The sequence below is a fragment of the Cryobacterium sp. TMT4-31 genome (assembly GCF_004403385.1).
GTDB classification, from domain to species: Bacteria; Actinomycetota; Actinomycetes; order Actinomycetales; family Microbacteriaceae; genus Cryobacterium; species Cryobacterium zongtaii.
Genome location: NZ_SOGI01000043.1, coordinates 175,540 through 197,345 on the forward strand (window position 1 = coordinate 175,540; position 21,806 = coordinate 197,345).

At 69.5% G+C, this 21,806-nt stretch carries 26 protein-coding genes, 2 tRNA genes and 1 riboswitch; of the genes, 8 read left to right on the top strand and 20 right to left on the bottom strand.

Annotated elements, in window-relative coordinates; translation table 11 throughout:
- Positions 1–687, top strand: a complete 687-nt coding sequence (locus E3T19_RS10410) for a hypothetical protein (protein WP_241980145.1) — start codon at positions 1–3, stop codon at positions 685–687.
- A gap of 100 nt (positions 688–787) precedes the next feature.
- On the opposite strand, the gene nadE is transcribed toward E3T19_RS10410, so the two are convergent.
- Positions 788–1,609 (bottom strand): ammonia-dependent NAD(+) synthetase, encoded by an 822-nt coding sequence (nadE, locus tag E3T19_RS10415; protein WP_088456419.1) that lies wholly within the window; start codon positions 1,607–1,609, stop codon positions 788–790.
- A gap of 159 nt (positions 1,610–1,768) precedes the next feature.
- On the opposite strand from nadE, the gene E3T19_RS10420 reads away from it, so the two are divergent.
- Complete coding sequence (locus E3T19_RS10420) at positions 1,769–2,857, top strand: YeeE/YedE family protein (RefSeq protein ID WP_103479573.1); 1,089 nt, start codon at positions 1,769–1,771, stop codon at positions 2,855–2,857.
- A 63-nt stretch (positions 2,858–2,920) separates the two neighbouring features.
- Positions 2,921–3,148, top strand: a complete 228-nt coding sequence (locus E3T19_RS10425; RefSeq protein WP_134408756.1) for a sulfurtransferase TusA family protein — start codon at positions 2,921–2,923, stop codon at positions 3,146–3,148.
- 55 nt (positions 3,149–3,203) lie between these two features.
- Here the strand turns inward: E3T19_RS10425 and E3T19_RS10430 are convergent.
- The 3 genes from E3T19_RS10430 to E3T19_RS10440 form a co-directional block, all read right to left on the bottom strand.
- A tRNA-Arg gene (locus E3T19_RS10430) sits at positions 3,204–3,276 on the bottom strand.
- A gap of 54 nt (positions 3,277–3,330) precedes the next feature.
- Positions 3,331–3,591: a thioredoxin domain-containing protein gene (locus E3T19_RS10435; protein WP_088456422.1), complete on the bottom strand. Its 261-nt coding sequence runs from the start codon at positions 3,589–3,591 to the stop codon at positions 3,331–3,333.
- A gap of 8 nt (positions 3,592–3,599) precedes the next feature.
- Positions 3,600–3,818, bottom strand: a complete 219-nt coding sequence (locus E3T19_RS10440) for an SCO4848 family membrane protein (protein WP_088456423.1) — start codon at positions 3,816–3,818, stop codon at positions 3,600–3,602.
- Between the two features lie 74 nt (positions 3,819–3,892).
- Between E3T19_RS10440 and orn the strand changes: the two genes are divergently transcribed.
- The 4 genes from orn to E3T19_RS10460 all read left to right on the top strand — a co-directional run bounded on the left by orn (position 3,893) and on the right by E3T19_RS10460 (position 6,410).
- Positions 3,893–4,513 (top strand): oligoribonuclease, encoded by a 621-nt coding sequence (gene orn / locus E3T19_RS10445; RefSeq protein ID WP_088456424.1) that lies wholly within the window; start codon positions 3,893–3,895, stop codon positions 4,511–4,513.
- Between the two features lie 46 nt (positions 4,514–4,559).
- Positions 4,560–4,635 (top strand) — tRNA-His (locus E3T19_RS10450).
- Positions 4,636–4,702: 67 nt separating this feature from the next.
- The gene (locus E3T19_RS10455) at positions 4,703–5,053 is read left to right on the top strand and encodes a metallopeptidase family protein (RefSeq protein ID WP_103432014.1); all 351 of its coding nucleotides are present in this window, start codon (positions 4,703–4,705) and stop codon (positions 5,051–5,053) included.
- A gap of 94 nt (positions 5,054–5,147) precedes the next feature.
- Positions 5,148–6,410 (top strand): D-alanyl-D-alanine carboxypeptidase family protein, encoded by a 1,263-nt coding sequence (locus tag E3T19_RS10460; RefSeq protein ID WP_241980152.1) that lies wholly within the window; start codon positions 5,148–5,150, stop codon positions 6,408–6,410.
- Positions 6,411–6,446: 36 nt separating this feature from the next.
- Here E3T19_RS10460 and E3T19_RS10465 read toward each other — a convergent pair whose 3' ends face one another.
- The 9 genes from E3T19_RS10465 to E3T19_RS10505 form a co-directional block, all read right to left on the bottom strand.
- A complete protein-coding gene (locus E3T19_RS10465) occupies positions 6,447–6,707 on the bottom strand; it encodes a hypothetical protein (protein WP_088456427.1) in 261 nt (86 codons plus the stop codon).
- Positions 6,708–6,741: 34 nt separating this feature from the next.
- Positions 6,742–7,308, bottom strand: coding sequence for an ATP-binding protein (locus E3T19_RS10470; RefSeq protein ID WP_241980147.1), 567 nt, complete (start codon positions 7,306–7,308; stop codon positions 6,742–6,744).
- Positions 7,309–7,321: 13 nt separating this feature from the next.
- Positions 7,322–8,116, bottom strand: coding sequence for an energy-coupling factor transporter transmembrane protein EcfT (locus E3T19_RS10475; protein ID WP_370294271.1), 795 nt, complete (start codon positions 8,114–8,116; stop codon positions 7,322–7,324).
- The gene (locus E3T19_RS10480) at positions 8,113–9,675 is read right to left on the bottom strand and encodes an ABC transporter ATP-binding protein (protein WP_134408757.1); all 1,563 of its coding nucleotides are present in this window, start codon (positions 9,673–9,675) and stop codon (positions 8,113–8,115) included. Before E3T19_RS10480 ends, E3T19_RS10475 begins: the two co-directional genes overlap by 4 nt.
- 10 nt (positions 9,676–9,685) lie before the next feature.
- On the bottom strand, positions 9,686–10,363 hold the full coding sequence (locus E3T19_RS10485) for an ECF transporter S component (RefSeq protein ID WP_134408758.1): 678 nt from the start codon (positions 10,361–10,363) through the stop codon (positions 9,686–9,688).
- A 31-nt stretch (positions 10,364–10,394) separates the two neighbouring features.
- Positions 10,395–10,505, bottom strand: a riboswitch (TPP riboswitch).
- Between the two features lie 82 nt (positions 10,506–10,587).
- Positions 10,588–10,914: a hypothetical protein gene (locus E3T19_RS10490; protein ID WP_088456430.1), complete on the bottom strand. Its 327-nt coding sequence runs from the start codon at positions 10,912–10,914 to the stop codon at positions 10,588–10,590.
- A 9-nt stretch (positions 10,915–10,923) separates the two neighbouring features.
- The gene (gene dinB, locus E3T19_RS10495) at positions 10,924–12,207 is read right to left on the bottom strand and encodes a DNA polymerase IV (protein ID WP_134408759.1); all 1,284 of its coding nucleotides are present in this window, start codon (positions 12,205–12,207) and stop codon (positions 10,924–10,926) included.
- A gap of 84 nt (positions 12,208–12,291) precedes the next feature.
- Complete coding sequence (locus tag E3T19_RS10500) at positions 12,292–12,909, bottom strand: hypothetical protein (protein ID WP_088456432.1); 618 nt, start codon at positions 12,907–12,909, stop codon at positions 12,292–12,294.
- A 28-nt stretch (positions 12,910–12,937) separates the two neighbouring features.
- Positions 12,938–13,972, bottom strand: coding sequence for an LLM class flavin-dependent oxidoreductase (locus E3T19_RS10505; protein ID WP_088456433.1), 1,035 nt, complete (start codon positions 13,970–13,972; stop codon positions 12,938–12,940).
- Between the two features lie 229 nt (positions 13,973–14,201).
- Between E3T19_RS10505 and E3T19_RS10510 the strand changes: the two genes are divergently transcribed.
- The gene (locus E3T19_RS10510; RefSeq protein ID WP_240632192.1) at positions 14,202–14,792 is read left to right on the top strand and encodes a TIGR03086 family metal-binding protein; all 591 of its coding nucleotides are present in this window, start codon (positions 14,202–14,204) and stop codon (positions 14,790–14,792) included.
- Positions 14,793–14,906: 114 nt separating this feature from the next.
- Here E3T19_RS10510 and E3T19_RS10515 read toward each other — a convergent pair whose 3' ends face one another.
- From E3T19_RS10515 to E3T19_RS10545, 7 genes are all read right to left on the bottom strand, one after another.
- Positions 14,907–16,016: a VIT1/CCC1 transporter family protein gene (locus tag E3T19_RS10515; protein WP_198414989.1), complete on the bottom strand. Its 1,110-nt coding sequence runs from the start codon at positions 16,014–16,016 to the stop codon at positions 14,907–14,909.
- On the bottom strand, positions 16,013–16,324 hold the full coding sequence (locus E3T19_RS10520) for a hypothetical protein (RefSeq protein ID WP_088456435.1): 312 nt from the start codon (positions 16,322–16,324) through the stop codon (positions 16,013–16,015). The genes E3T19_RS10515 and E3T19_RS10520 overlap by 4 nt, the downstream gene beginning before the upstream one ends.
- On the bottom strand, positions 16,324–17,859 hold the full coding sequence (gatB, locus tag E3T19_RS10525) for an Asp-tRNA(Asn)/Glu-tRNA(Gln) amidotransferase subunit GatB (protein WP_088456436.1): 1,536 nt from the start codon (positions 17,857–17,859) through the stop codon (positions 16,324–16,326). The genes E3T19_RS10520 and gatB overlap by 1 nt, the downstream gene beginning before the upstream one ends.
- Positions 17,859–19,406 (bottom strand): Asp-tRNA(Asn)/Glu-tRNA(Gln) amidotransferase subunit GatA, encoded by a 1,548-nt coding sequence (gatA, locus tag E3T19_RS10530; protein WP_088456437.1) that lies wholly within the window; start codon positions 19,404–19,406, stop codon positions 17,859–17,861. Before gatA ends, gatB begins: the two co-directional genes overlap by 1 nt.
- 4 nt (positions 19,407–19,410) lie before the next feature.
- The gene (gene gatC, locus E3T19_RS10535; protein ID WP_088456438.1) at positions 19,411–19,707 is read right to left on the bottom strand and encodes an Asp-tRNA(Asn)/Glu-tRNA(Gln) amidotransferase subunit GatC; all 297 of its coding nucleotides are present in this window, start codon (positions 19,705–19,707) and stop codon (positions 19,411–19,413) included.
- A gap of 36 nt (positions 19,708–19,743) precedes the next feature.
- Positions 19,744–21,192 carry an alpha/beta hydrolase gene (locus E3T19_RS10540; protein WP_088456439.1) on the bottom strand — a complete coding sequence of 483 codons (1,449 nt, stop codon included), beginning with the start codon at positions 21,190–21,192 and terminating at the stop codon, positions 19,744–19,746.
- A gap of 245 nt (positions 21,193–21,437) precedes the next feature.
- Entirely contained in the window at positions 21,438–21,668 is a 231-nt protein-coding gene (locus E3T19_RS10545; RefSeq protein ID WP_088456440.1) for a hypothetical protein, read from the bottom strand.
- Between the last annotated feature and the right edge of the window lie 138 nt (positions 21,669–21,806).

Consider the following 21,806-nt stretch of genomic DNA (forward strand, 5'->3'; position numbering starts at 1 on the left):
ATGATTTTCAGCGCAATCGTGCTGATCGTCGCCATTATCGTGGCCAGCCTTCTGGCGGCCTGGATCGCACGCGGGGCCATCAAGCGCCTGCTCGCCCAGCACGATCGCGAGCTGCGGGCCGCGGCCATCGGATCGATCGTGGATGCCGCGACCGAGGCATCCGTGTGGAACTCGCTCACCCCGCAGGAGCAGGTGATGAACGACCGTGCCGTTGGCATGGCCGACATCCAGATCCGGCTGCTGCCGATCAAGGGATCGAGCGTCGCGGCGGACTGGGCAGCGCACCAGCTCGCCGAGCTCAAGCGCACCTCGGCCACCTTCGGCTACCAGCTCGAGCCGGCCCTCGTGGAATTCCGCGACCGCCTCATCGACTGGCAGAACAAGCCGTCCCGGGCCCGCAAGATCTTCCAGGGCGACCTCGAGCGTTGGAAGTCGCAGAACACCTCCACCGAGAAGAGCCTCCTGGCCGAGCAGGATGCCTGGGTGGCGCAGCAGCACCACGACCAGTTCGCGACCCCCGCCGCACCGGCACAGGCTCCGACCGCGCAGCCGCTCGGCTATGTCCCCGCTGCGGCTCCCCCCGGGGCCGTGTCGTCGCCGGCCGCGTCTCCGTCTACGGAGACCCAGCGCCTCCTGGACGACGTTCAGGCCCTCGAAGTGCGTCCAGCGCCGCTGCCGCACCCCTAGTTCCCGCTATCCAGAAAAACGCCGGTCCGCTCACGCGGACCGGCGTTTTTCGCTGCCAGGCTGCGGCTCACAGAGCGGCGGACCGGCGGGCCGGATCGGACTACTTCCACCAGTCGTCGAACAGGGATGCCGGCACCTGGCGCTTGTGCTCGGTGCGCAGGTAGCGCCGCTCAATGGCCTCGGCGACGTGGTCCGCTACGGGCTTGCCCTCGAGGAAGTCGTCGATGTGCTCGTATTGCATTCCCAGGTTCGCCTCGTCGGTCTGTCCGGGGTTGTCGTCGAGCAGGTCAGCGGTCGGGGCCTTCAGGTAGAGCTGCTCCGGGGCGCCGAGCGCCATCAGCAACTGCCGGCCCTGGCGCTTGGTCAGACCGGTCAGCGGCAGCAGATCCGCGCCGCCGTCACCGAACTTGGTGAAGAACCCGGTGACCGCCTCCGCCGCATGGTCGGTGCCGACCACGAGCAGGCCCTGGGCGCCGGCGAGAGCGTACTGCGCGATCATCCGGGCGCGCGCCTTGACGTTGCCCTTGTCGAAGTCCGGCATCGGGGTACCGGTGCTGACGGCGAATTCGGCTTCGAAGCCATCCACCGCACGCTGGATGTTGAACGTGAGGTTCGAGTCAGGATTAATGAACTCCAGGGCGAGTTGGGCGTCGTCCTCGTCGCGCTGCACCGCGTACGGCAGGCGCACCGGCACGAACCGGAGGGCATGCCCCTCGACGGTGAGCTCTTCGATCGCCAGCTGGCACAGACGCCCGGCCAAGGACGAGTCCTGTCCCCCGCTGATCCCGAGGATCAGCCCCTTCGCCCCGCTGGCAAGCAGGTAGTCCTTGAGGAAGTCGATGCGCCGCCGAATCTCGGCGGCCGGGTCGATGACCGGGGTCACGTGCAGTTCCTTGATGATTCGCACCTGTTGTTCTCGCATCTGACGAATCTATCAAGTCGCGGCGGGCGGATGTCTGAAGGACGCCTGCACATCCGCCCGGTCACACGGCGACTCATTGGACCGAGCCGCTCGGCCGAACTCGTAGCGTCGGAGGTGCTTCCGACATCACGTCGGAGGTGAAACGAATGGGGAAGCTGCATGCTGGTCACCGGATTGCTCGTGGGGATAGCCCTCGGATTTGTCATGCAGCGGGGGCGGTTCTGTGTCACGGGGGCGTTCCGGGACCTGTGGGTCACGGGCAACACGAGATGGCTCACCGCGTTCCTCATCGTCATCGCCGTGCAGAGCGTGGGGGTTTTCACCCTCGACGCCCTGGGCGTCATCTCGCTTTCTTCCAGCCCGTTCCCATGGCTCTCCACCATCGGCGGAGCCTTCATCTTCGGCTTTGCCATCGTTCTGGCCGGCGGTTGCGCGACGGGAACGTACTACCGCGCCGGTGAGGGCCTGGTGGGCAGCTGGCTGGCCCTGATCTTCTACGCTCTGTTTTCCGCCGTGTCCAAGACCGGTGCGCTCGCCCCCGCCGTTACGGCCGCCCGCGGCGTCACCGTCGAGGCGTCCACGGTGCACGGCCTCCTCGGCGTGTCACCATGGCTCCTCGTGGCGGTTCTCGCCGTGGCCGTGGCCGCACTGGCCCGCCACCACCTGCGTCGCCGTCCGGCCGCACCGATGGCCACCCTGCCCGCTCGCAGGACGGGCATCGCCCACCTACTCTTCGAGAAGCAGTGGGGCGCCTTCAGCACCGCCCTGGTCATCGGAGTCCTCGCCATTGTGGCGTGGCCGCTCAGCTGGGCAACCGGCCGCGAGGCGGGCCTGGGCATCACGGGCCCCTCGTCGAACATCGTCAACTACCTCGTCGCCGGCGACGCCGAAGTGATCGACTGGGGCGTCTACCTCGTCATCGGCATCCTGCTGGGCTCCTTCATCGCCGCGAAGGCCAGCGGCGAATTCCGGGTGCGGATTCCCGATGCGCTCACCACTGTGCGCAGCATCGGCGGCGGTGCGCTGATGGGCATCGGCGCCAGCCTGGCCGGCGGCTGCACCATCGGTAACGCGATGGTCAACACCGCCACCTTCCAGCTGCAGGGCTGGGTGGCGTTCGGGTTCATGATCGTGGGAGTGGGCGCTGCGACCCGGCTGTTCATCACGGGACCGTCCAAGGCCCGGCTGGCGGCCGCCGGCCAGGCATCCGCGCCCGCCGCGCCCGCACCTGCATCGGTGCGCTCGTGACGGTCCGGTGATCGCTCCACTTCCTAGCAGCACCCCGTTCCGATCAGCAAGGAGACAACCATCATGGCTCAGCACGTTCTCGAAACCGACGGCCAGGTCTGCCCGTTCCCCCTCGTGGAGGCCAAGGAAGACATCGCCCTGCTGGCGATCGGCGACGAGCTGGTGATCAACTTCGACTGCACCCAGGCGACGGATGCACTGCCGCGGTGGGCGGCGGAGGCCGGCTACCCCGTGACGAACTTCGACAGGGTCGGCAGCGCGGCATGGACCATCACGGTGCAGAAGGCCTGAGTCCCGCCGCCCAGAAAAAACCAACCCCGCCGGCAGGACCGGCGGGGTTGTGCTGTGCCCCCGGCAGGATTCGAACCTGCGACAAAGAGATTAGAAGGCTCCTGCTCTATCCCCTGAGCTACGGGGGCGCATAGCGCTTCAACGATACCGCAGTCCGGACCGCTGCCCCCGCGGCGGCGCGTTCAGAGTGCCTTGGCCGTTGCGACGAGCACCTGAGCGAGGGTCGGAACGCCCGTGGCGCGGAACACCTCGTCGCCGGCGGCGTTCTGCACGATGATCGTGGGGGTGTTGCGGATTCCGGCGGCCTCGGCCTCGGCATTGTCGTGCGCCACATCGAGCTCGCGCACCGTGGCGGCCGGCACCAGCCGTTCGACCTCGGCCAGAACGGCGCGGGTCTGCAGGCACGGCTCACAGAATGCCGAGGAGAAGAAAATGAGTTCCATGACGGCTCCTAACCGTTGACCAAGGCGAGAACGGCCACAACCGCGGAAACCGCGGCCAGCAGCAGCGACACCCCGACCAGCACCGCGTGCACGATCAGGAACGACGTCGGCTTGCCGGACTCATCCCGCGCCCTGCCGTCCTGACTGACCCTCTTGTAGAAGCGCGGCCAGACCACGACGTTCCAGACGGCGTTGAGCAGAAGCAGGATGGCGAGTGTTGTAAGCATCGTCATCAGTCTACGAGCGCCGGGCGGCGAGCCGATCAGGGAGCCGCGTCGGGGCCCACCGCTAGACTCGCCCCATGACAAACAGCAGTGACCGGTTGGTATGGATCGATTGTGAAATGACCGGGCTCGACATCAACAATGACGAATTGGTGGAGATTGCGGTGGTCGTCACCGACTTCGACCTCAACATTCTCGACCCCGGCCTCGACATCGTGATCAAGCCCGACGCCTCCGCCCTGGCGAACATGGGCGACTTCGTGCGCAACATGCACACCTCCTCCGGCCTGATCGAGGAGATCCCCAACGGCGTGAGTGTGGCCGAGGCTGAGTACCAGGTGCTCGAGTACGTCCTGCGTTTCGTCCCCGAAGACCAGCGCGCGCCCCTGGCCGGAAACTCGATCGGCACCGACCGGGCGTTCCTGACCCGGTACATGCCGCGCCTGGACAAGCAGTTGCACTACCGCAACGTCGACGTGTCCTCGATCAAGGAACTCGCCCACCGCTGGTTCCCGCGGGCTTACTTCAACGCACCCGCCAAGGACGGCGGCCACCGCGCCCTCGCCGACATCCTCGAGTCCATCCGTGAGCTCGCCTACTACCGCAAGAGCGTGTTCGTGGCCGACCCCGGACCCACGAGTGCGGAAGCAAAATCGCACGCAACGGCCGTTGTGAACATCTTCACCCAAAACGTGTAATAGAATTCTTGAGTTGCCTTCGCTTGAGAAAGCGGAGCGGCACTTGGTGGGTATAGCTCAGCTGGTAGAGCGCCTGGTTGTGGTCCAGGAGGTCGCGGGTTCAAGCCCCGTTACTCACCCCAATGAAACAAGAAGTCCCGGCCCAACAGGCCGGGACTTTTTGCGTGCGCCACATGGCATGCTGAGTGGATGCTCACGCTCAGCCACGACGACTTCGAACGACTCGTCATCGATCAGCTCGATCTGCTCCCCGACGACATGGTCGACGGCCTCGAGAACGTGATCTTCGTCGTCGAGGACCGTCCAGAGGACGGCACCCTGGACACCCTGGGCCTCTACGACGGCGTCGCCCTCACCGAACGCGGCCAGTACGGTTTCGGTGAGATGCCCGACCGCATCATTCTGTTCCGCGAACCGCTGCTGGCCATCGTCGAGGATCTGGACGAGCTGCGCGACGAGGTTCACGTGACCCTCGTTCACGAGATCGCGCATTTCTACGGCATCGACGACGACAGGCTGCACGAGCTGGGTTGGGCGTGAGCCGCAGCCTGAGCGCGGTCGGCTACCCTGAACCATGAGTAGATTTCGACCTGGCCGTGTCCTCGGTATCTCGGTAGGAACTCTCGTGATCTTGATGATCGGGGTGTATGGGCCGGCCACGTTGCTCGGCCCGCTGCCCAGCGCCACGGTCACCGTCACCGCTCCGAACAGTGCCGTGCCGGCGTCCACCCCGGTGCTGCCCGCCGCCGGCTCCAGTGGGCTGCTCGCCGTCACCGCGGTGGACGACACCGCTACGGACGACACCGCGACGAACGACACCGCGACCGGCGGCGACCCCGTCGAGCCCGCACCCGCGACGCTCGGCGTGGACACCATTGCCATCGGCGGCGGCAGCGACCCGGTGCCGATGGCATCCGCCGCCAAGATCATCACGGCCCTCGTCGTGCTGGACGCCAAGCCCCTCGCGGCCGGCGAACCCGGACCGGCCTACTCCTTGGTCACCGCCGACTACCAGGATTACCTCGACTACACGGCCCAGGATGCCCGCACCGTCATCGTGTTTCCCGGCGAGAGCTGGACCGAGCGCGAGATGCTGCAGGCCATGATCCTCGGCTCCAGCAATAACCACGCCGACACCCTGGCCCGCTGGGCGTTCGGCTCCGTCGACGCCTACCTCATCGCCGCCAACGCCTGGCTGGCCGCCAACGGCATGCCGAACACCACGGTGGTCGACGCCAACGGCCTCCTCGACGGCAGCGCCGGGACCGGCACCGACTTGGCGCGCGTCGCGGGCCTGGCCGCGACGAACCCCGTGGTCGCGGACATCATCGCGCAGCCGGCATCCGCTCTGGTCGGCCAGCGCGGCGTCAGGAACACCACGGAGTATCTGCCCGAAGAGGGGATCACCGGTATCTCGCGCAGCTACACCGAATCCGGCGGGGTCTGCTTCCTGTTCACCGGCACCGTCGTCGCCGGCGAGAAGGCCTTCACCTTCGCGGGTGCCTTCCTGGGCGAACCGGACTACGACACCCTCACGGCCGACCTGACGGCCCTGATGGCCTCGGCGCGGGCGGGGGTCACGGAGCTTCCGATCCTGGCGGAGGGTGACGGATACGCGACCCTCACGACGGCGTGGGGCGATTCGGCCGATGCCGTCGTCGCCACCCCCAAGACCCGCTTCGGCTGGCAGGCCGCCGCCGGCACCGACCCTGTCGTGACGCTCGACGACGTCACGACGGGGCGTGCGGGAGCCAAGATCGGCCGGGTCACGGTGGATGCGTTCGGGGAGAGCGTCTCGTCGACGTTGGAGCTCGACAGCAGTCTGACCGACCCGGGTCCGGGCTGGCGCCTGCTGCACCCGGTCCCCGTGGTCAGCGCCCTCGTCGCCAGCTGGTAGTCAGCGGGTGGGCGTCAGCGGGTGGGCGTAACCGGTTCAGACCGGAGCGTCGTCAGATTCGACGGGATCGCTGTCCGACGAGTCGAAGGCGTAGCGCACGTGCAGCTTGCCCTGCACCTCTCGACTGTCGACCTCGTCGTACCAGAACAGCGATTCCATGCTGTCGACGGCGGCGACCATGCTGATCCGGGCGTCGTGCTTGCCGTGCAGGAGCACGCGGCTGTCGGTCTGGCCCTCGAGGGGACCGTCCACGAATTCCACGGTGTACTCGGTGTTCTCACTCTGCGGGGTAGTCATGACCCCAACTTACTGCTCAGGCCCGGTTTTCGCCTCAGGCGCCGCCGGAGCGCCCAAGCCCAGGCGGGGTGCCCGTGAGACTGACGCCGGCCGATAGTTGGGGCTGCTCCCTGGCTCGGTAGGCCTCCCAGTCGTGCTGCCACTGGTCCCAGTGCGCCTCGAACCCGCCGCCGTCACGGGCCAACGCCCGCCGCTTGCGGATGCCGTCGTCGGCATCCAGCCACACCCTGACGTCGCTCAGGGAGGCATGCGCCCGGGCCAGGGCACCGCAGCCCTCGATCACGAGCGGCCGGTCGGGGTCGACGCTATGCCATTCGGCCGGGACCGCCCCCGCCCAGTCGTACCGCTGCCAGGCGGCTGGTCGGCCGGCGTGCCGGGCGCCGAGCACCAGCCGGCCGACCTGGTCGACGGCGGCGTCCAGGCCGCCCCAGCCCGGGTAGATGTCATCGAGGCGCACCAGTGTCGGCGCCACCGGTCCCGGCCAGGCGGCCAGCACGGCGTCAGCGAGGGTGCTCTTGCCCGCGCCGCTGGGACCGTCGATGAGGATCACGGCCCGGTCGCCGACCGGATTGCGGTTCAGCGCCCTGATGGCGGCGAGCACCGGTGCGACCAGGTCAGGCGAGCACAAAATGCCACGTCCCCGCCAGAACGGCTGCCGAGATCGCCGCGGCGGCGATGGCAGCCCCGATCAGGACGACCAGTGTGTCACGCACTCCGAAGACCGATTCCCTGGCCCAGGTGCGCGGTTCGTCGCTGCCGAAACCCCGGGCCTCCATGGCCGTGGCGAGTTTGCTGCCCCGTCGCACCGAAAGAACCAGCAGAGCGAAGGCGAGTCCGCCGAACCGGCGGGCGCGGCCGCGCAGGCCGCCGCCGTCGCCCACCCCGCGGGCCCGCCTGGCCAGGGCCAGGGAGTGCCAGTCGTCGATGAACATGCCCACCAGGCGCAGCCCGGCCAGGGCGCCGAGCACGAACCGGGCCGGCAGGCGCAGCACCTGCGCGAGGCCGTCACCGAGGTCGGTGGGATCGGTGGTGGCCAACAGCACGATCCCGGGGATGCCGATGGCCAAGATCCGCAACCCGATCGCGAGGGCCAGGGCCACGGACCCCTCGGTCACCGATACGAAGCCGGCGCTGAACAGCACGGCGCCGGAGTCCTGTCCGTAGAGCACCGTGGTGAGCACGGCGAAGGGAACCGCGATCCACACCGGTGCGGTGCGCAGCCAGAACTGGCGGGCGCTCAGCCCGCACCAGGCCAGCAGCACAGCCTCGAGTGCGAGGGCGACGGCGGCCGAGACCCAATCGATGGACAGCATCAGGGCGCAGCTGATCACCAGCGCCACGGCGAGCTTGGCGACCGGGTTCACTCCAGCGATCGCACTGGGCCGGATCTCCGGCGTCATCAGGCTCACGACGCCTCCCTTCCGGCGGGCGCGCGCAGCCCGGCGGTCACGCTGCGGCCACTCGCCGGCCCGGTTCCAGGCACCAGGGTGAGGCGCGCATCCGCCAGCGCGGCCACGAACTGCTCATCGTGCGTGACCGCCAGGACGGCGGTGCCGGTGTCCAGCAGTTCGGCGAGGAGGCGCACCAGCTCGGCCCAGGTGCGGGAGTCCTGCCCGAAGGTGGGTTCGTCGAGGACGAGCAGCCGGGGCCGGGTCGCCAGCACCGTCGCCACGGACAGCCGGCGCTTCTCGCCGCCGGACAGGGTGAACGGGTTGGCGTCGGCGAGACGGTCCAGCCGCAGTCTGTGCAGCAGCGCGTCCACTCGCTCAGTTTGCTCGGCCCCGCCCAGGCCGAGGGCGCGGGGGCCGATGGTGAGCTCGGCACGCACGGTCCCGGCGAGGAACTGGTGCTCGGGGTCCTGGAAGACGGTGCCGATGCGCGCCAGCAGGTCGCGGGAGCGCCATCGGTGCGGGGCCGGCCCGAGTCCCCCGGCGAGGGCATCCGTTGCGGTCAACCGCCCGCCCGCGGGGGCCAGAAGCCCGGCCAGGGTGAGCGCGAAAGTCGACTTGCCGGTGCCGTTGGGTCCGGTGAGAGCCGTGGCCGTGCCGGCGCGCAGGGCGAGGTCGAGGCCGTGTGCGACGACGACGGCCTGTTTGCGGGCGAACGGCACCCGTCCGACGGCGAGGTCATCGGCGCTGAGCAGGACTTCCGCGCCGGGACCGTCGGAGCGGGGGCGCCGGTCGGGCGTCGCGGGTGGGAACCTGGGTATCCACACTCCGGCGGCGGCGAGCCGCTCCCCTTCGGCGCTGAGCACGCTGTCGGTGGGTCCGTCGGCGAGGATGCCGCCGGCCGGGTCGAGCACCACGATGCGGTCCACGACGTGCTGCCAGACCGCGACGCGGTGCTCGATCACGATGAGGGTCGCACCCGACGCCTCCACGGAGCGCAGCACGGCGTCGCGCACCTCGACGACACCGTCAGGGTCGAGGTTGGCGGTGGGTTCGTCCAGCAGCACCAGGCCCGGGCGCATGGCGAGCACCCCGGCCAGGGCCAGGCGCTGCTTCTGGCCGCCGCTGAGCGCGCTGGTCGGGTGCCGCAGAGGCAGGTCCAGGCCCACGTCCGCGAGGGCCCGACCGACCCGGGGCCAGATTTCGGCGCGCGGAACGGCGCGGTTCTCACAGCCGAAGGCGACGTCGTCGCCCACCCTCGCAAGCACGACCTGCGAGTCCGGGTCCTGCAGCACGAGGCCCACCCGGCCGCGGGACGCGCTGGGGCGGCGGCCGTCGATGAGGAGTTCGCCGGTCTCGTCGCCGTCCTCGTCATCGCCGAGCACACCGGCGAGGGCGTGCATCAGCGTGCTCTTGCCGGCTCCGCTGGGTCCGAGCACGAGCACCCGCTCCCCCGGGCGGATGTCGAGATCGAGCCCGGAGACCGCGGGGCGGGACCGGCCGGCGTGCCGCCAGCCCCAGCCGGAGGCCGTGACCCTGGCGCCGGTCACGGCCGGGCCTCGGCGACGCGGAGCGGGCATCCGGTGCGGGTCACCGGGCAGGCTGGGTGTCGACCCGGTCGGTCGGGCCCGATTCGCGGCCGGCGGCGAACCGGCTCAGCGCGCCGGTGCGGGCGAGTCCGCGCACCGCCAGCCAGGACAGCAGCCCGGCGAGCACGGTGCCGGAGACGACGGCGGAAACCAGGTAGACGATCTTGGGGCCGATGTCGAGGGCCGCGTAGCTGGTGAAGGTGGTGTCGAGCAGACCAACGGCGATGCCCGCGCCGGCGCCGGCCAGGAGGGCCACGCCCAGGCGCCAGTTGGCGTACAAGAACAGGGCCAGCACGATCTCCGCGCCCAGCCCCTCGACGACACCCCAGATCAGGGTGGAGAAGCCCCACTGGGTGCCGATGAGCATCGAGACGACGGCGGCGACGACCTCGGTGTAGACGGCCGCACCGGGCTTGCGGATGATGAGTCCGCCGAGCACCCCGGCGAACAGCCAGCCGCCGGCCAGGAGTCCTTCGAGCCCGGGGGTGAAGGCCAGGAGGGCGCTCAGCGGCGACCAGGCCAGGCCCCATGCCCAGAAGATCACGCCGCTGGCGACGCCGATGACGCTGGCCACGACGATGTCGACGACCCGCCATTTCAGCACCCGCGGTTTCCGCGACGTGGAGAGAGAGGTGGCGGACGAAGTCCTGGAAGGCTGGGTGTTGATTGACGCGTGCACTGTACGTGCCCTTTCCGTAGAGGAATACTGGGCACGGGATTGAGAAGCCTCCCTGCGCTGGCATGATCCAGATCAGGTTCGACGGTCGAAGCTGAAGTAGCTTCCTCTCAGCCCGGTTCACCGGACTCCCGTGTTCAGCTTCGAGTATAGAACTCCCCGGGCGCATCCGGGCAATGCAAGGCGTCGCGCGACAATTTCTGCGCGCGAGGATCTCGCTGCTAGTGCTAGCGCTTGAGCGCGCGGATGATGCGCGCGATGGCCTTGCCGGCGACCCAGACGAAGGGGATGCCGACGGCCAGCAGCGAAATCACATTCGGTTCGAAGCGGGCCGCTCCGCCGGACTTAACGTAAGCGCCGATCGGGATGGCCATGCCACCGCCGCCACCGCCGGCCGCCGCGGACTCGTCACCTTCGCCGCCACCGCCAAAGCCGTACTGCACCAGGGCCACCGGAACGATCGTGACGCCCTCGATCTGCACGGGGTCTCCGTAGGCCGACCTGACGCCGATGGATCGAGCGTTTTCTGCGAGCTTCAAGGCGAGATTAGTCATGGTGAGAGGCTACTCCCCCTCTCCCTGCGGCGTCCCGGCGTTCGGTGTTCCGAACGGATGGACATCACGCTTCGGAGCACTTCCGCCGCCCAGCTGCGAGGCCGGCCGCACGATCCCCCGGCCGAACCGGGCGGTGACGGTGTCCACGGCCAGTTCGGCTTCCCGCCAGTCGTCGTCATCGTCCCACAGGCCCATGCCGGCACCATCGCCGGAGCCGAGTTGCTCGGCCCGCACTCCGATCAGGCGCACCCGGATGCCGCGGGCCGCGAGCACGTCGAAGCTCGCGGTGACCTCCTCGTATATCCGCCGGCCCACGTTGGTGGGCTCGGCCAGGGTGCGCGACCGGGTCACCGTGCTGAAGTCGGCGTAGCGGAGCTTGAGCACCACAGTCCGTGCGACGAGGCCGTTGCCGCGCAGCTTGGCGGCCACCGCATCCGCTTGGCGCAGGAGTTCGCTGCGCAACCGGGCGACATCGGTGACGTCATGTTCGAAGGTCACCTCGTGGCCGACGCTTTTCTCCTCGCGTTCGAGGTTGATCGTGCGCGGGTCGATGCCCCAGGACAGATCGTGCAGTTTGTGCGCGCTGGCGACGCCGACGGCACGCTGCAGCATCTCGAGGGGGGCGTGCGCGATATCGCTCACGTGCCGCAGCCCGAGCCCGAGCAGCACCTGTTCGGTGCTGGCGCCCACCCCCCAGAGGGCGCCGACGGGCAGCGGATGCAGGAAAGCGATGGTGTCCTCCGCGGGGATCACCAGCAGCCCGTCGGGCTTGGCCCGTCCGGAGGCCAGCTTGGCCACGAATTTAGTCGACGCGGCGCCGACCGAGCAGGTGAGTCCGGTCTCGGCGAACACACGGGCGCGGATCTTCCGCCCGATCTCGGCGGGTGAACCGTGCACACGCCGGGCGCCCGCGACATCCAGGAACGCCTCGTCGATGCTGAGCGGCTCGACCATCGGCGTCATGTCGGTGAAAATGCCCATCACCTGGCGGGACACCTCCACGTACCGGCCCATGTGCGGCTCGAGCACGATGGCGGCCGGGCAGCGGCGCAGGGCGATGGCCATCGGCATAGCCGAGTTGACCCCGTACTTGCGGGCGACGTAATTGGCCGCTGTCACCACGGACCGACCGGAGCGGTGGCCGATGACGACGGGGAGGTGCACGAGTTCGGGGTGGTCGAGCAACTCGACGGACGCGAAGAACGCATCCATGTCTATGTGCAGCATGGTGGCGGTCGTGTCGTCGACATCGGCGCCGGTGGTCTGCCGGTCGCTGCCATCCTGCCTGCTCACGCCGCACCACACCCTTCTGCCGCTCCGGCCGGAACCAACTCGAAGCTACCTTCGAGAGTACAGGCAGGAGGGGTCGGCATCGAGCTAGAAACCGCCGAAATCTCCACCGCCGCCGAAATCGCCGAATCCGCCGGAGTCGCCACCGAAACCGCCGCCGGAGTCACCACCGAAATCGCCGCCGGAATCGCCTGAGTCCGCCGTGGTCTCGGCGCCCGAGTCGGTGCCGGCGTCACCGGCCGCATCCGCCTCGCCGCCCATATCGGGCAGGAACGCGCCCACCAGCGCCGAGCCGACAACGTAGCCGGCCACGGTACCGAGCAGGGAAGCGCCGAGCATGCTGCCGAAGCCGGGGCCCTGCCGGCCGCCGGCCTGGTCGCCGCCGAAGACCCGGTCCAGGGTGCCCGGCTGGCGGAGTTCGGCCCGGGTGGCGGACTTGGCCAGGGTGGCCGGTTCGGCGTTCGCCGGGCGCTCACCCTCCATCGCGTTCTCGGTCAGCTGCTGGAAGAGCAGGTCGCGCTGCTCGTCGGTGAGCTTGCTGAACGCTTCGGTGTGCACTTGTTCAATGGTCTCCGGCGGTGCGGTGCGCAAGAGGTACCTGTAGCGTTCCACGGCGATCTCGTCGTCGGTGCGCTGCGGGGCCGGCGCGGTGCGGGTCGGCTCCGGTTGTTCGGGTCGGCCCAGGAGGCGATCGAGGAATCCCATGAGTCTGCTCCTTCGCTTTGGTGTCAGCCTAGGCGGCACCAGCCCGGACCGACAGGACCGTGGCCAGCGACTCCAGCGCTTTCACAGGGTCGGGACCGGCCGGGATGAGGACAACGCTCGTGGCTCCGGCGGTGTGCAGCTCATCGATGCGGCGGCGAGCGGATGCGGCGGTGCCGACCACCGCGAGCTGATCGACCCAGCTCTCGGGCATCGCTGCCGCGAAGTCAGCCCGGCTGGCGCTGGCCGAGCGCAGGGCGGCGAACTCCTTCGCGAAGGGCAGCACCGTGATGTGCGGGGCCCAATCGGGGTCGCCGATCCACTCAAGAGCCGGGCGCACCAGGTTGCGGGCCACGGCGGGGTCCTCGTCGACGGCGGCCGCGTTGTAGGCCACCACGTGACGGGCAGCCGACGGGGGGCGGAGGCCGGGGAACCCGAAGCCCTCCGGCGGAGCGTCGCGGCCGGCATCGAGGGCACCGATCGCGGCAGCGAGGTATTCGGGGGTGACGGGCTCGGCCAGCACCACCCCGTCGGCGCAGGCGCCGGCCAGGTGCAAGGACTTCGGTCCGCGCACGCCCGCCAGGATCGGCGGCACCGTGGACGGCGGACCGGCCAAGGCCACGGCATCCGCCTGGACGTAGCGGCCGGCTGTCGTGATGGAGGCCCCGCGCAGCAGGGCACGCATGAGGTCGATGTTCTCGGCGAGCATGGCCAGGGGGCTGGTCGGCCAGCTGCCGGTCTGCCGCATCCAGACGGGCATGCCATGCCCGACGCCCACCTGCAGTCGACCCGGGAAAAGTTCGGCGAGGGTGGCGATCTCGAGGGTCGCGAAGCCGGGGTTCCGGGCTGCGGCGGGCAGGATCCCGATTCCCACAACTATGGTCGTGGTGGCGGCGAGCACCACGGCGGCCTGGGCGATGCCCCCGCGGAAGAAGCAGTCCTCCACCACCCAGATCTCGGTGAAACCCAGTTCCTCGGCGCGGCGCGCGTAAGCCACGAACTGCGCTGCGGGCAGGTCTCGCGGCAGCATGACGGCGATGGAACCCGGGGCACTGGAAGCTGGCATGTGGACCTCGTCGCGGTAGGGCCGAGGACAGAGCCCGGCGGTGTTCTCTGTCGAACCTAGCTTCTACGGCGGAACTTCTCGCACTGACGGGGAGATTTCCGGCGGACCCGGAATGCCCGCGGGCCGAGCGTCGTTGCACCCAGCACGGACTTTCCCCTCTGGGCGGATGCCGCACGACAATCAACGAAGTGAGCCCACTGTGCTTGAAAAGACTCTGTCCGAAAAAACTGTGCTTGACACCACCTCCGCCAGCGCAGCTCCGTCGATCGACTGGTACACCCTGCAGAAACAGGCGCACCGTGAATTCGGCCGGCGCATCGCAGCCGTGGACGATTGGAACGCTCCGACGCCCGACAAGGAGTGGACCGTCGGTGATCTGGTGCGCCACGTCGTTCGGGAGCAGCAGTGGATCCCGCCGCTGCTGGCCGGGCTGACCCTGGACCAGGCCCGGCGCCGCGTCGACCCGCTCGGGGACGACCTCGTTGCCGAATGGCACACGCACTCCTCACTGGCCACCGCGGCGTGGCAGGCGGCGTCTGCGGATGCGTCGGTGCAACTCTCCTACGACACCGTCACGGTGCTGGACTACCTGCGCGAGCAGGTCTCCGACGTGACGATTCACTCCTGGGACCTGGCCAGGGCGACGGCGGCCGACGAGACCCTGGACCCGGCTCTGATCGAGGCGGTCTGGACGGTGTTCGAGCCGCAGCGGGATGCGCTGGAGGCCAGTGGCCTGTTCGATTCCCCGGTGCCGATGCCCGAGGACGCTCCGCTGCAGTCCCGGCTGCTGGCCCTCACCGGCCGCGACGACCGCCGCTGACCGCCGCCGCCGCGTCCGCCCGCGCCGATCAACTGTTGCTCGTTCGGACAAGTGCGCCCGGCACACCGGGACCATTTGTCCGCACCGGCAACAGTTGCGGCGCTAGGCCGGGCGCTAGGCGACGGTGGTGCCGAAGAGCAGTCCGAGCAGGTAGGTGACCCCGGCGGCTCCGAAGCCGATCACAAGCTGACGCAGCGCACGCTTCAGCGGCGGACCGCCGGAGAGCAGTCCGACGACTGCGCCGGTGGCCAGCAGCGCGAGGCCCACGAGGACCGCGGCGACGATGATCGCAGCGACGCCCTGCATGCCGAACAGGTACGGCAGCACCGGCAGCAGGGCCCCGGAGGCGAAGAAGCAGAAGCTGGAGATCGCGGCGCCCATGCCGGTGCCGATGGCTTCGTGCTCGTCGACAAGTGCGGCGGTGGAGCCGTCGAGCCGGCTCACGTCGAGCGCACCGGTGGCGACCGCCACGGTGCGCAGCACCTCACGGGCGTGTACCTCGGCGTCTTCGGGCGTCATGCCCTGGGCACGGTACACGAGGGTCAGTTCGTTGGCGGCCTCGTCCAGGTGTGAGAGCACGCTGCGCGTGGCCGGGTTCGGGGTGGATGCCTCGAGAAGCTCGCGTTGGGAACGCACCGACACGTACTCCCCCGCACCCATCGACAGGGCTCCGGCCAGCAGGCCGGCGATGCCGGTGAAGAGGATGGTGGCGGTGGGCACCCCGGTCGCCCCGATGCCCAGCACCAGGGCGAGGTTGCTCACCAGACCGTCGTTGACGCCGAAGACCGCGGCCCTGAAGGTGCCGGACAGCCGCTGGCGGCCGCGGGCGGCCAGGCCTCGAACGACTTCCTCGTGGATACGCTCGTCTGCGGCCATGGCGCTGGTGGCATCGGCGTCCCCGTCGTAGGGCGACCGTGCCTCGGCGCGTTGGGCGAGCGCGAGCACGAAGACGGAACCGAACCTGCGGGCCAGCAGGCCAAGCACCCGGGTGCGCAGCGCACCCTTCCGGGGCGCTCCAACCCGCTCGCCGAGCAGGTGGCGCCAGTGCGCTTCGTGCCGGCCCTCTGCCTCGGCGAGGGCCAGGAGGATGTCGCGTTCCTCGCCGGAACGCCGACCGGCCAGATCACGGTAGACGGCGGCCTCGGCCTGTTCATCGGCCAGATACCGCCGCCACCGACGGATGTCGGCCTCGGCGGGCTGGTTGAGGTCGGCCACGGCGATCACGACTCCGGAGCTGCCTCGAGCGAACCCTGCGACACCCGGGCCGACTCGTGGGGGCCGGTGCCGTCGAGACCGTAGAACGGTTCCTCGAAGTGCACCACCCACACCGCTTCCTTGCCCACGACGGGTGCATAAAGCGCCGAGCCGACGAGCTCGCCTGGCGCGGTGATGACCCCGATCGGGTCTTCCACCATCGAGTCGGGGTAGCGGCTGCGGTCAAGCCGCACCACCACCTGCATGCCGACGCCGAACACCGCGGCCGCCCCGTCGGCTGACGGGGCGTCCGCGGGCCGGCGGCTCCAGAGCGCCATTACTCCACCGACTCCGAAGGTGCAGACTCCACCGGAGCGCTGCCGGCGCGTTCGAGCACCAGTTCGCGCACCCTGGCGGCATCCGCCTGGCCGCGCATGGCCTTCATGACCGCGCCGATGACGGCGCCGGCGGCCTGCACCTTGCCGTCGCGGATCTTCGCGAGCACGTCGGGCTGCCCGGCGAGGGCCTCGTCGATGGCCGCAATCAGCGGCCCGTCGTCGCTGACGACGGCCAGTCCACGGCTGGCGACGACCTCGCTGGGGGTGCCCTCGCCGGCGATGACGCCCTCGAGCACCTGGCGGGCCAGGCGGTCGGTGAGGGTGCCGTCGGTGATCAGCTCGATCAGCGCGGCCACCTGGGCCGGGGTCACGAGGCTCTCGGCAGTCACGCCGGCGGCGTTGGCCAGACGGGCAATCTCGCCGGTCCACCACTTGCGGGCGGACTGAGCGGGCGCGCCGGCGGCGATGGTGGCCTCCAGAACGTCGAGGAGGTCGGAGTTGACCACATCCTGGAACTCGAGGTTCACAAAACCCCAGTCCGCCTGCAGCCGCTTGCGGCGGGCCGCGGGGGGCTCGGGCAGCGTGGCGCGCAACTCTTCGACCCAGGCACGCGACGGGGCGACGGGCACCAGGTCGGGCTCGGGGAAGTACCTGTAGTCGTCCGCGTCGCTCTTGGGCCGGCCGGCGGAGGTCACCCCGGTGTCCTCGTGCCAGTGCCGGGTCTCCTGGGTGATGGTGCCGCCGGCGTGCAGCAGCGCGGCCTGGCGCTGGATCTCGTAGCGCACGGCGCGTTCGACGCTGCGCAGTGAGTTGACGTTCTTGGTCTCGGTGCGGGTGCCCAGGATGTTCGAGCCGCGCGGGCGCAGGGATACATTCGCGTCGCAGCGCACGTTACCCTCTTCCATCCGGGCGTTCGAGACGCCGAGCGCCTTGACGATCTCGCGGATGGCGGCGACGTAGGTCTTGCCGATCTCGGGCGAGTCGGCTTCGCCACCCTCGATCATCTGGGTGACGATCTCCACCAGTGGCACGCCGCCGCGGTTGTAGTCGACCAGTGAATAGTCGGCGCCCTGGATGCGTCCTGCCGCGCCACCCATGTGGGTGAGCTTGCCTGCGTCGTCCTCCATATGCGCGCGCTCGATGTCCACGGTCACCTGGCGGCCGCTCTCCAGCTCGATGGTGAGCTGGCCGTTGAAGGCGATCGGCTCGTCGTACTGGGAGGTCTGGAAGTTCTTGGCGGTGTCGGGGTAGAAGTAGTTCTTGCGGGCGAACCGGCTGGTCTCGGCGATCTCGCAGCCCAGGGCCAGGCCCAGGCGGATGGAGGACTCGATGGCCTGGCGGTTCACCTGCGGCAGCCCGCCGGGCAGGCCCAGGCAGGTGGGGCAGGTGTTGGTGTTGGCACCGGAACCGAATTCGTTGGCGCAGCCGCAGAACATCTTGGTCTTGGTGTTGAGTTCGACGTGCACCTCGAAGCCGAGCACCGGCTCGAACAGCTCGAGGGCCTTGTCGTAGTCCATCAATTCGGCTTTCGCCATCAGACGGCTCCCCCTTCGGTTGCGAACATTTCGATGTTGGCCAGAGCGGGTGCCTGGCTGAGCAGGGTGTGCCCCCAGTGTGCCTCGAGCAGCTGCTCGACGGCGGCGCCGAAGGTGTACAGACGGGCATCCGCGCGGGCGGGCGCCATCACCTGCAGACCCACCGGGAGGCCGTCTTCGGGCGCGAGGCCCATCGGCAGGCTCATGCCGGGGATGCCGGCGAGGTTGGCCGGGATGGTGGTGATGTCGTTGAGGTACATCGCCATCGGGTCTTCGGTCTTCTCGCCGAACTTGAACGCCGTGGTCGGCGCCGTGGGAGAGACGAGCAGGTCGACCTTGTCGAACGCGGCGGCGAAGTCGCGCTGGATCAGCGTGCGCACCTTCTGGGCGCTGCCGTAGTAAGCGTCGTAGTAGCCGGCGCTGAGGGCGTAGGTGCCCAGGATGATGCGGCGTTTGACCTCGTCGCCGAAGCCGGCGTCGCGGGTGGCGGCCATGACGCGCTCGCTGGTGAGCGGGCCGTCCTCCGGGTTGACCCGGATGCCGAAGCGCACCGAGTCGAAGCGGGCCAGGTTGCTGGAGGCTTCGGCGGGCAGGATCAGGTAGTAGGCGGAGACCGCGTACTCGAAGTTCGGGGCGCTCACCTCGCTGACGATGGCGCCGGCCGCGGACAGCAGGGCCAGGGTCTCCTCGAAACGCTGCTTGACACCGGCCTGGAAACCCGCTCCGTTGAGTTCCTTGATCACGCCGATCCGCACCCCCTTGAGGGCACCGTCGGCCAGCCCGGCCTGGGCCGCGGCGGCCATCGACGGCCACGCATCCGTCAGCGATGTCGAGTCGAGCGGGTCGTGCCCGCCGATCACATCGTGCAGCAGCGCGGCGTCGAGCACCGTGCGGGTGACCGGGCCGACCTGGTCGAGCGAGGAGGCCAGCGCGATCGCGCCGTAGCGGGACACGCCGCCGTAGGTGGGCTTGACGCCGACGGAACCGGTGACGGCGGCGGGCTGACGGATGGATCCGCCGGTGTCGCTGCCGAGCGCCAACGGTGCCTCGAACGCGGCGACGGCGGCCGCGGAGCCACCGCCGGAGCCGCCGGGGATGCGGTCAAGGTCCCACGGGTTGTGGGTGGGGCCGTAGGCGGAGTGTTCGGTGGAGGAGCCCATCGCGAACTCGTCCATGTTGGTCTTGCCCAGCGGGATGAGGTCGGCGTCGCGGATGCGCCGAACCACGGTGGCGTCGTACGGCGGGATCCACCCCTGAAGGATCTTCGACCCGGAGGTGGTGGGCATGTCGTGCGTGGCGAGCACGTCCTTGATGGCGATCGGAACGCCGGCCAGCGGGCCGAGCTTCTCGCCAGCGGCGCGACGGGCGTCGACCCTCGCGGCGGTGGCCAGGGCGGCGTCGCGGGCCACGTGCAGGAACGCGTGCACATCGGGCTCGACGGCGTCGATGTGGTCGAGGTGGGCGCGCGTGACGTCGACGGAGCTGACCGAGCCGTCGGCGAGCAGACCGGCCAGGGCGGCGGCGGTCTGGTTGATAAGACTGGTCACGTTGTTACTCCTCGTCCAGGATGGCGGGCACGCGGAATTTGTCGCCGGCACGGTCGGGGGCGCCGGACAGGGCCTGGTCGACGGTGAGCGACGGCACGACGACGTCGTCACGGAACACATTCGTCAGCGGCATCGGGTGGCTGGTCGCCGGGACGTCGGGCGTCGCGACCTCGGCGACCCTGGCGACAGAGTCGACGATCTGGCCGAGTTCGACCGTGAGGCGATCGATTTCTGCCGAGCTGAGGTCGATCCGGGCGAGGTTGGCCAGATGCGCAACCTGCTCGGCCGTGATTTCAGACATGAAACTCCCAAGAAAATCGAAGCGGAAGCTCCAATTCTATTCGTCGTCGTCGGTTGCCAGGTCCGCGTTGTCGGTGCCGATCAGCGCCATGTTGTGCAGGGACTCGCTTCCGGGCCTGAAATAGTCGTTGTGGCCGAGGGATCCGCCGAGCCAGGCGCCGGTGACGGTGTCGGTCGCCCCGTCCACGCCGAGTGCCCTGGCACCGTACGAGGAGGCGCCGGGATCGCTGCCGAAGAACGCCGAGCTGACCGCCGGGTCCCAGTCCGCCTTGCCGACGAAGACGTTCCCGTTGGCGACCTCGAGCTTGTCGGCGGACTGGATTTCGCTACCCGGTGAACCGACCACGACGAGGGCGTCCACCTGCACGGAGCCGTTGGCCAGCGCCATGAGCGAGACGGTCGAACCATAGGAATGCGCGAACACCGAGATGAAGGGCTGGTCCGCTCCCCTGCTGGCGCGCACGCCGGCCCACGAGGTCTCGAGGAAGGCGGCGCCGGCCACCGCACGGTCACGCCAGCCGACGGAGAACACGTCGGGCGCCTCGTAGCCGATCCAGGCGATCGTGGCCACGGTCTTCGCTGTGGTCGCCGCGGCATCCGGGTACCCCGAGACAAGCCGGCTGCCGGTGGCGGATGCCGGGGTGACGGACGCTGTGCCGGGTGCGGTTGTGGTGGCGGCCGGCGCCTTCTTGCGTGCGGCCAGGACCGCACGCTGCTCGCGGTAGACGTCGTCGGCCACGGTGGTCCAGTTGACCATCGCGGGCTCGACCCGGTAGTTCATTCCCGGTACCAGGTAGCCGATGTAGTCGGCGGTGTCCGGGTTGCCCAGGGCGATCGCCGCCCGCCCCGACCCGTTGGGGTCGAGCAGGATCAGGCTGCGTTTGGGCCCGCCGTCGCTGGGTTTCAGGGCCAGTTGGACCTGGCTGAGCACGGCAACCCGGCCGCTGGCCAGGGAGCGTTCGGCATCTGACGAGTGGCCGGCGAGGACCCGCTTGGCCTCAGCGAGGGATTCACTGAGGTATCGCTCGTTCGCGCGACTGCGCTGCGCCAGCGGCACGCCGTCGAGGTTGCCGACCAGCCGCGGGGTCGCCGTGGTGAGGGTGGCCCGCTGGGTGGAGTCGAGCAGCGTCCACCAGGCCGACACCACCGTGGCTTCGGGCGGAGTCGCCAGCACCGAGTCGACGCGGGTGGGGTAATCGGCCACGAAGCTCCTCAACTCCGCGACGGCGAGCTGGGACATACCGACGAGCAGATTCGACCCCGTCATGGTGCGGAGGGAGGCCACGTCGATGTCGATGGCAGCGGCCGACTGCACCTCGAGCTCAGCCGAGGCCTGCGAGGCGCCCGCATCGCTCTGACGGTCCGCGACCCGGGCCGAAACGGTCTCGTAGACGCTGACCTGCGAGGATTCGGGCATCAGGACGGGCCCGCCCACCCCGACGAGGGCGAGCGAGGCAGTCAGCAGTGCAGCGGCCTCGAATAGCACGACGCGTCCCGTCCCCTCCCGAACGAATGAACAGCAAACAGACTCGACGCCCCTGGCAAGTCATGCGCTCTCAGCTTATCGAGCCGCGGGCGCTGCCACTGCCCCTCGTTCAGGGCGATCGGACACTTTTTGGCGCAATTCGGCGGCTGCGTTTCGGGCGGGTTTCCGGCGGGGGAACATCCGGTCACGGTGAGGTGAATTTTCGGGGCTCAGAGCGCCTCGGCGGCGCAGCAGACTGGAGGGGCTCAGAGGATGACGCTGCCCACCACCAACGTCCCGATGACCACGATCACACCGATCAGCAGCCCCGTCGCGCGGCCGATCCGTCGGCGGCTGACGGTTCCCTTGCGCCAGGAGGATCGGGACACCCGGTCCAGGTTCGGGAACAGCGCCTGGAACGGTGGCTCGCCGGGCTGGAGGAGCTCAGGCACCGTGGGTTCCTCGGTCGGACGGTCATCATCCTTGATGGGGGTCATGGCCGCAGCTTAGTGCCGGCGCCGGTTCCGGCCGCCTGGTACGGGCGGCCGGGCGGGCGCGGGGGCATCAGCCGGCGGCGCGGGCGGCGAGCAGGGCCACCTCGTCGGCGTCGGACAGTCCCGCCCGGCGCGGGCCCT

Coding starts and splice junctions, on each gene's coding strand:
- E3T19_RS10410 (WP_241980145.1), top strand. CDS start 1: ATGATTTTCAGCGCAATCGTGCTGATCGTCGCCATTATCGTGGCCAGC.
- nadE (WP_088456419.1), bottom strand. CDS start 1,609: ATGCGAGAACAACAGGTGCGAATCATCAAGGAACTGCACGTGACCCCG.
- E3T19_RS10420 (WP_103479573.1), top strand. CDS start 1,769: ATGCTGGTCACCGGATTGCTCGTGGGGATAGCCCTCGGATTTGTCATG.
- E3T19_RS10425 (WP_134408756.1), top strand. CDS start 2,921: ATGGCTCAGCACGTTCTCGAAACCGACGGCCAGGTCTGCCCGTTCCCC.
- E3T19_RS10435 (WP_088456422.1), bottom strand. CDS start 3,591: ATGGAACTCATTTTCTTCTCCTCGGCATTCTGTGAGCCGTGCCTGCAG.
- E3T19_RS10440 (WP_088456423.1), bottom strand. CDS start 3,818: ATGCTTACAACACTCGCCATCCTGCTTCTGCTCAACGCCGTCTGGAAC.
- orn (WP_088456424.1), top strand. CDS start 3,893: ATGACAAACAGCAGTGACCGGTTGGTATGGATCGATTGTGAAATGACC.
- E3T19_RS10455 (WP_103432014.1), top strand. CDS start 4,703: ATGCTCACGCTCAGCCACGACGACTTCGAACGACTCGTCATCGATCAG.
- E3T19_RS10460 (WP_241980152.1), top strand. CDS start 5,148: ATGATCGGGGTGTATGGGCCGGCCACGTTGCTCGGCCCGCTGCCCAGC.
- E3T19_RS10465 (WP_088456427.1), bottom strand. CDS start 6,707: ATGACTACCCCGCAGAGTGAGAACACCGAGTACACCGTGGAATTCGTG.
- E3T19_RS10480 (WP_134408757.1), bottom strand. CDS start 9,675: ATGCCCGCTCCGCGTCGCCGAGGCCCGGCCGTGACCGGCGCCAGGGTC.
- E3T19_RS10490 (WP_088456430.1), bottom strand. CDS start 10,914: ATGACTAATCTCGCCTTGAAGCTCGCAGAAAACGCTCGATCCATCGGC.
- E3T19_RS10500 (WP_088456432.1), bottom strand. CDS start 12,909: ATGGGATTCCTCGATCGCCTCCTGGGCCGACCCGAACAACCGGAGCCG.
- E3T19_RS10505 (WP_088456433.1), bottom strand. CDS start 13,972: ATGCCAGCTTCCAGTGCCCCGGGTTCCATCGCCGTCATGCTGCCGCGA.
- E3T19_RS10520 (WP_088456435.1), bottom strand. CDS start 16,324: ATGGCGCTCTGGAGCCGCCGGCCCGCGGACGCCCCGTCAGCCGACGGG.
- gatB (WP_088456436.1), bottom strand. CDS start 17,859: ATGGCGAAAGCCGAATTGATGGACTACGACAAGGCCCTCGAGCTGTTC.
- gatC (WP_088456438.1), bottom strand. CDS start 19,707: ATGTCTGAAATCACGGCCGAGCAGGTTGCGCATCTGGCCAACCTCGCC.
- E3T19_RS10545 (WP_088456440.1), bottom strand. CDS start 21,668: ATGACCCCCATCAAGGATGATGACCGTCCGACCGAGGAACCCACGGTG.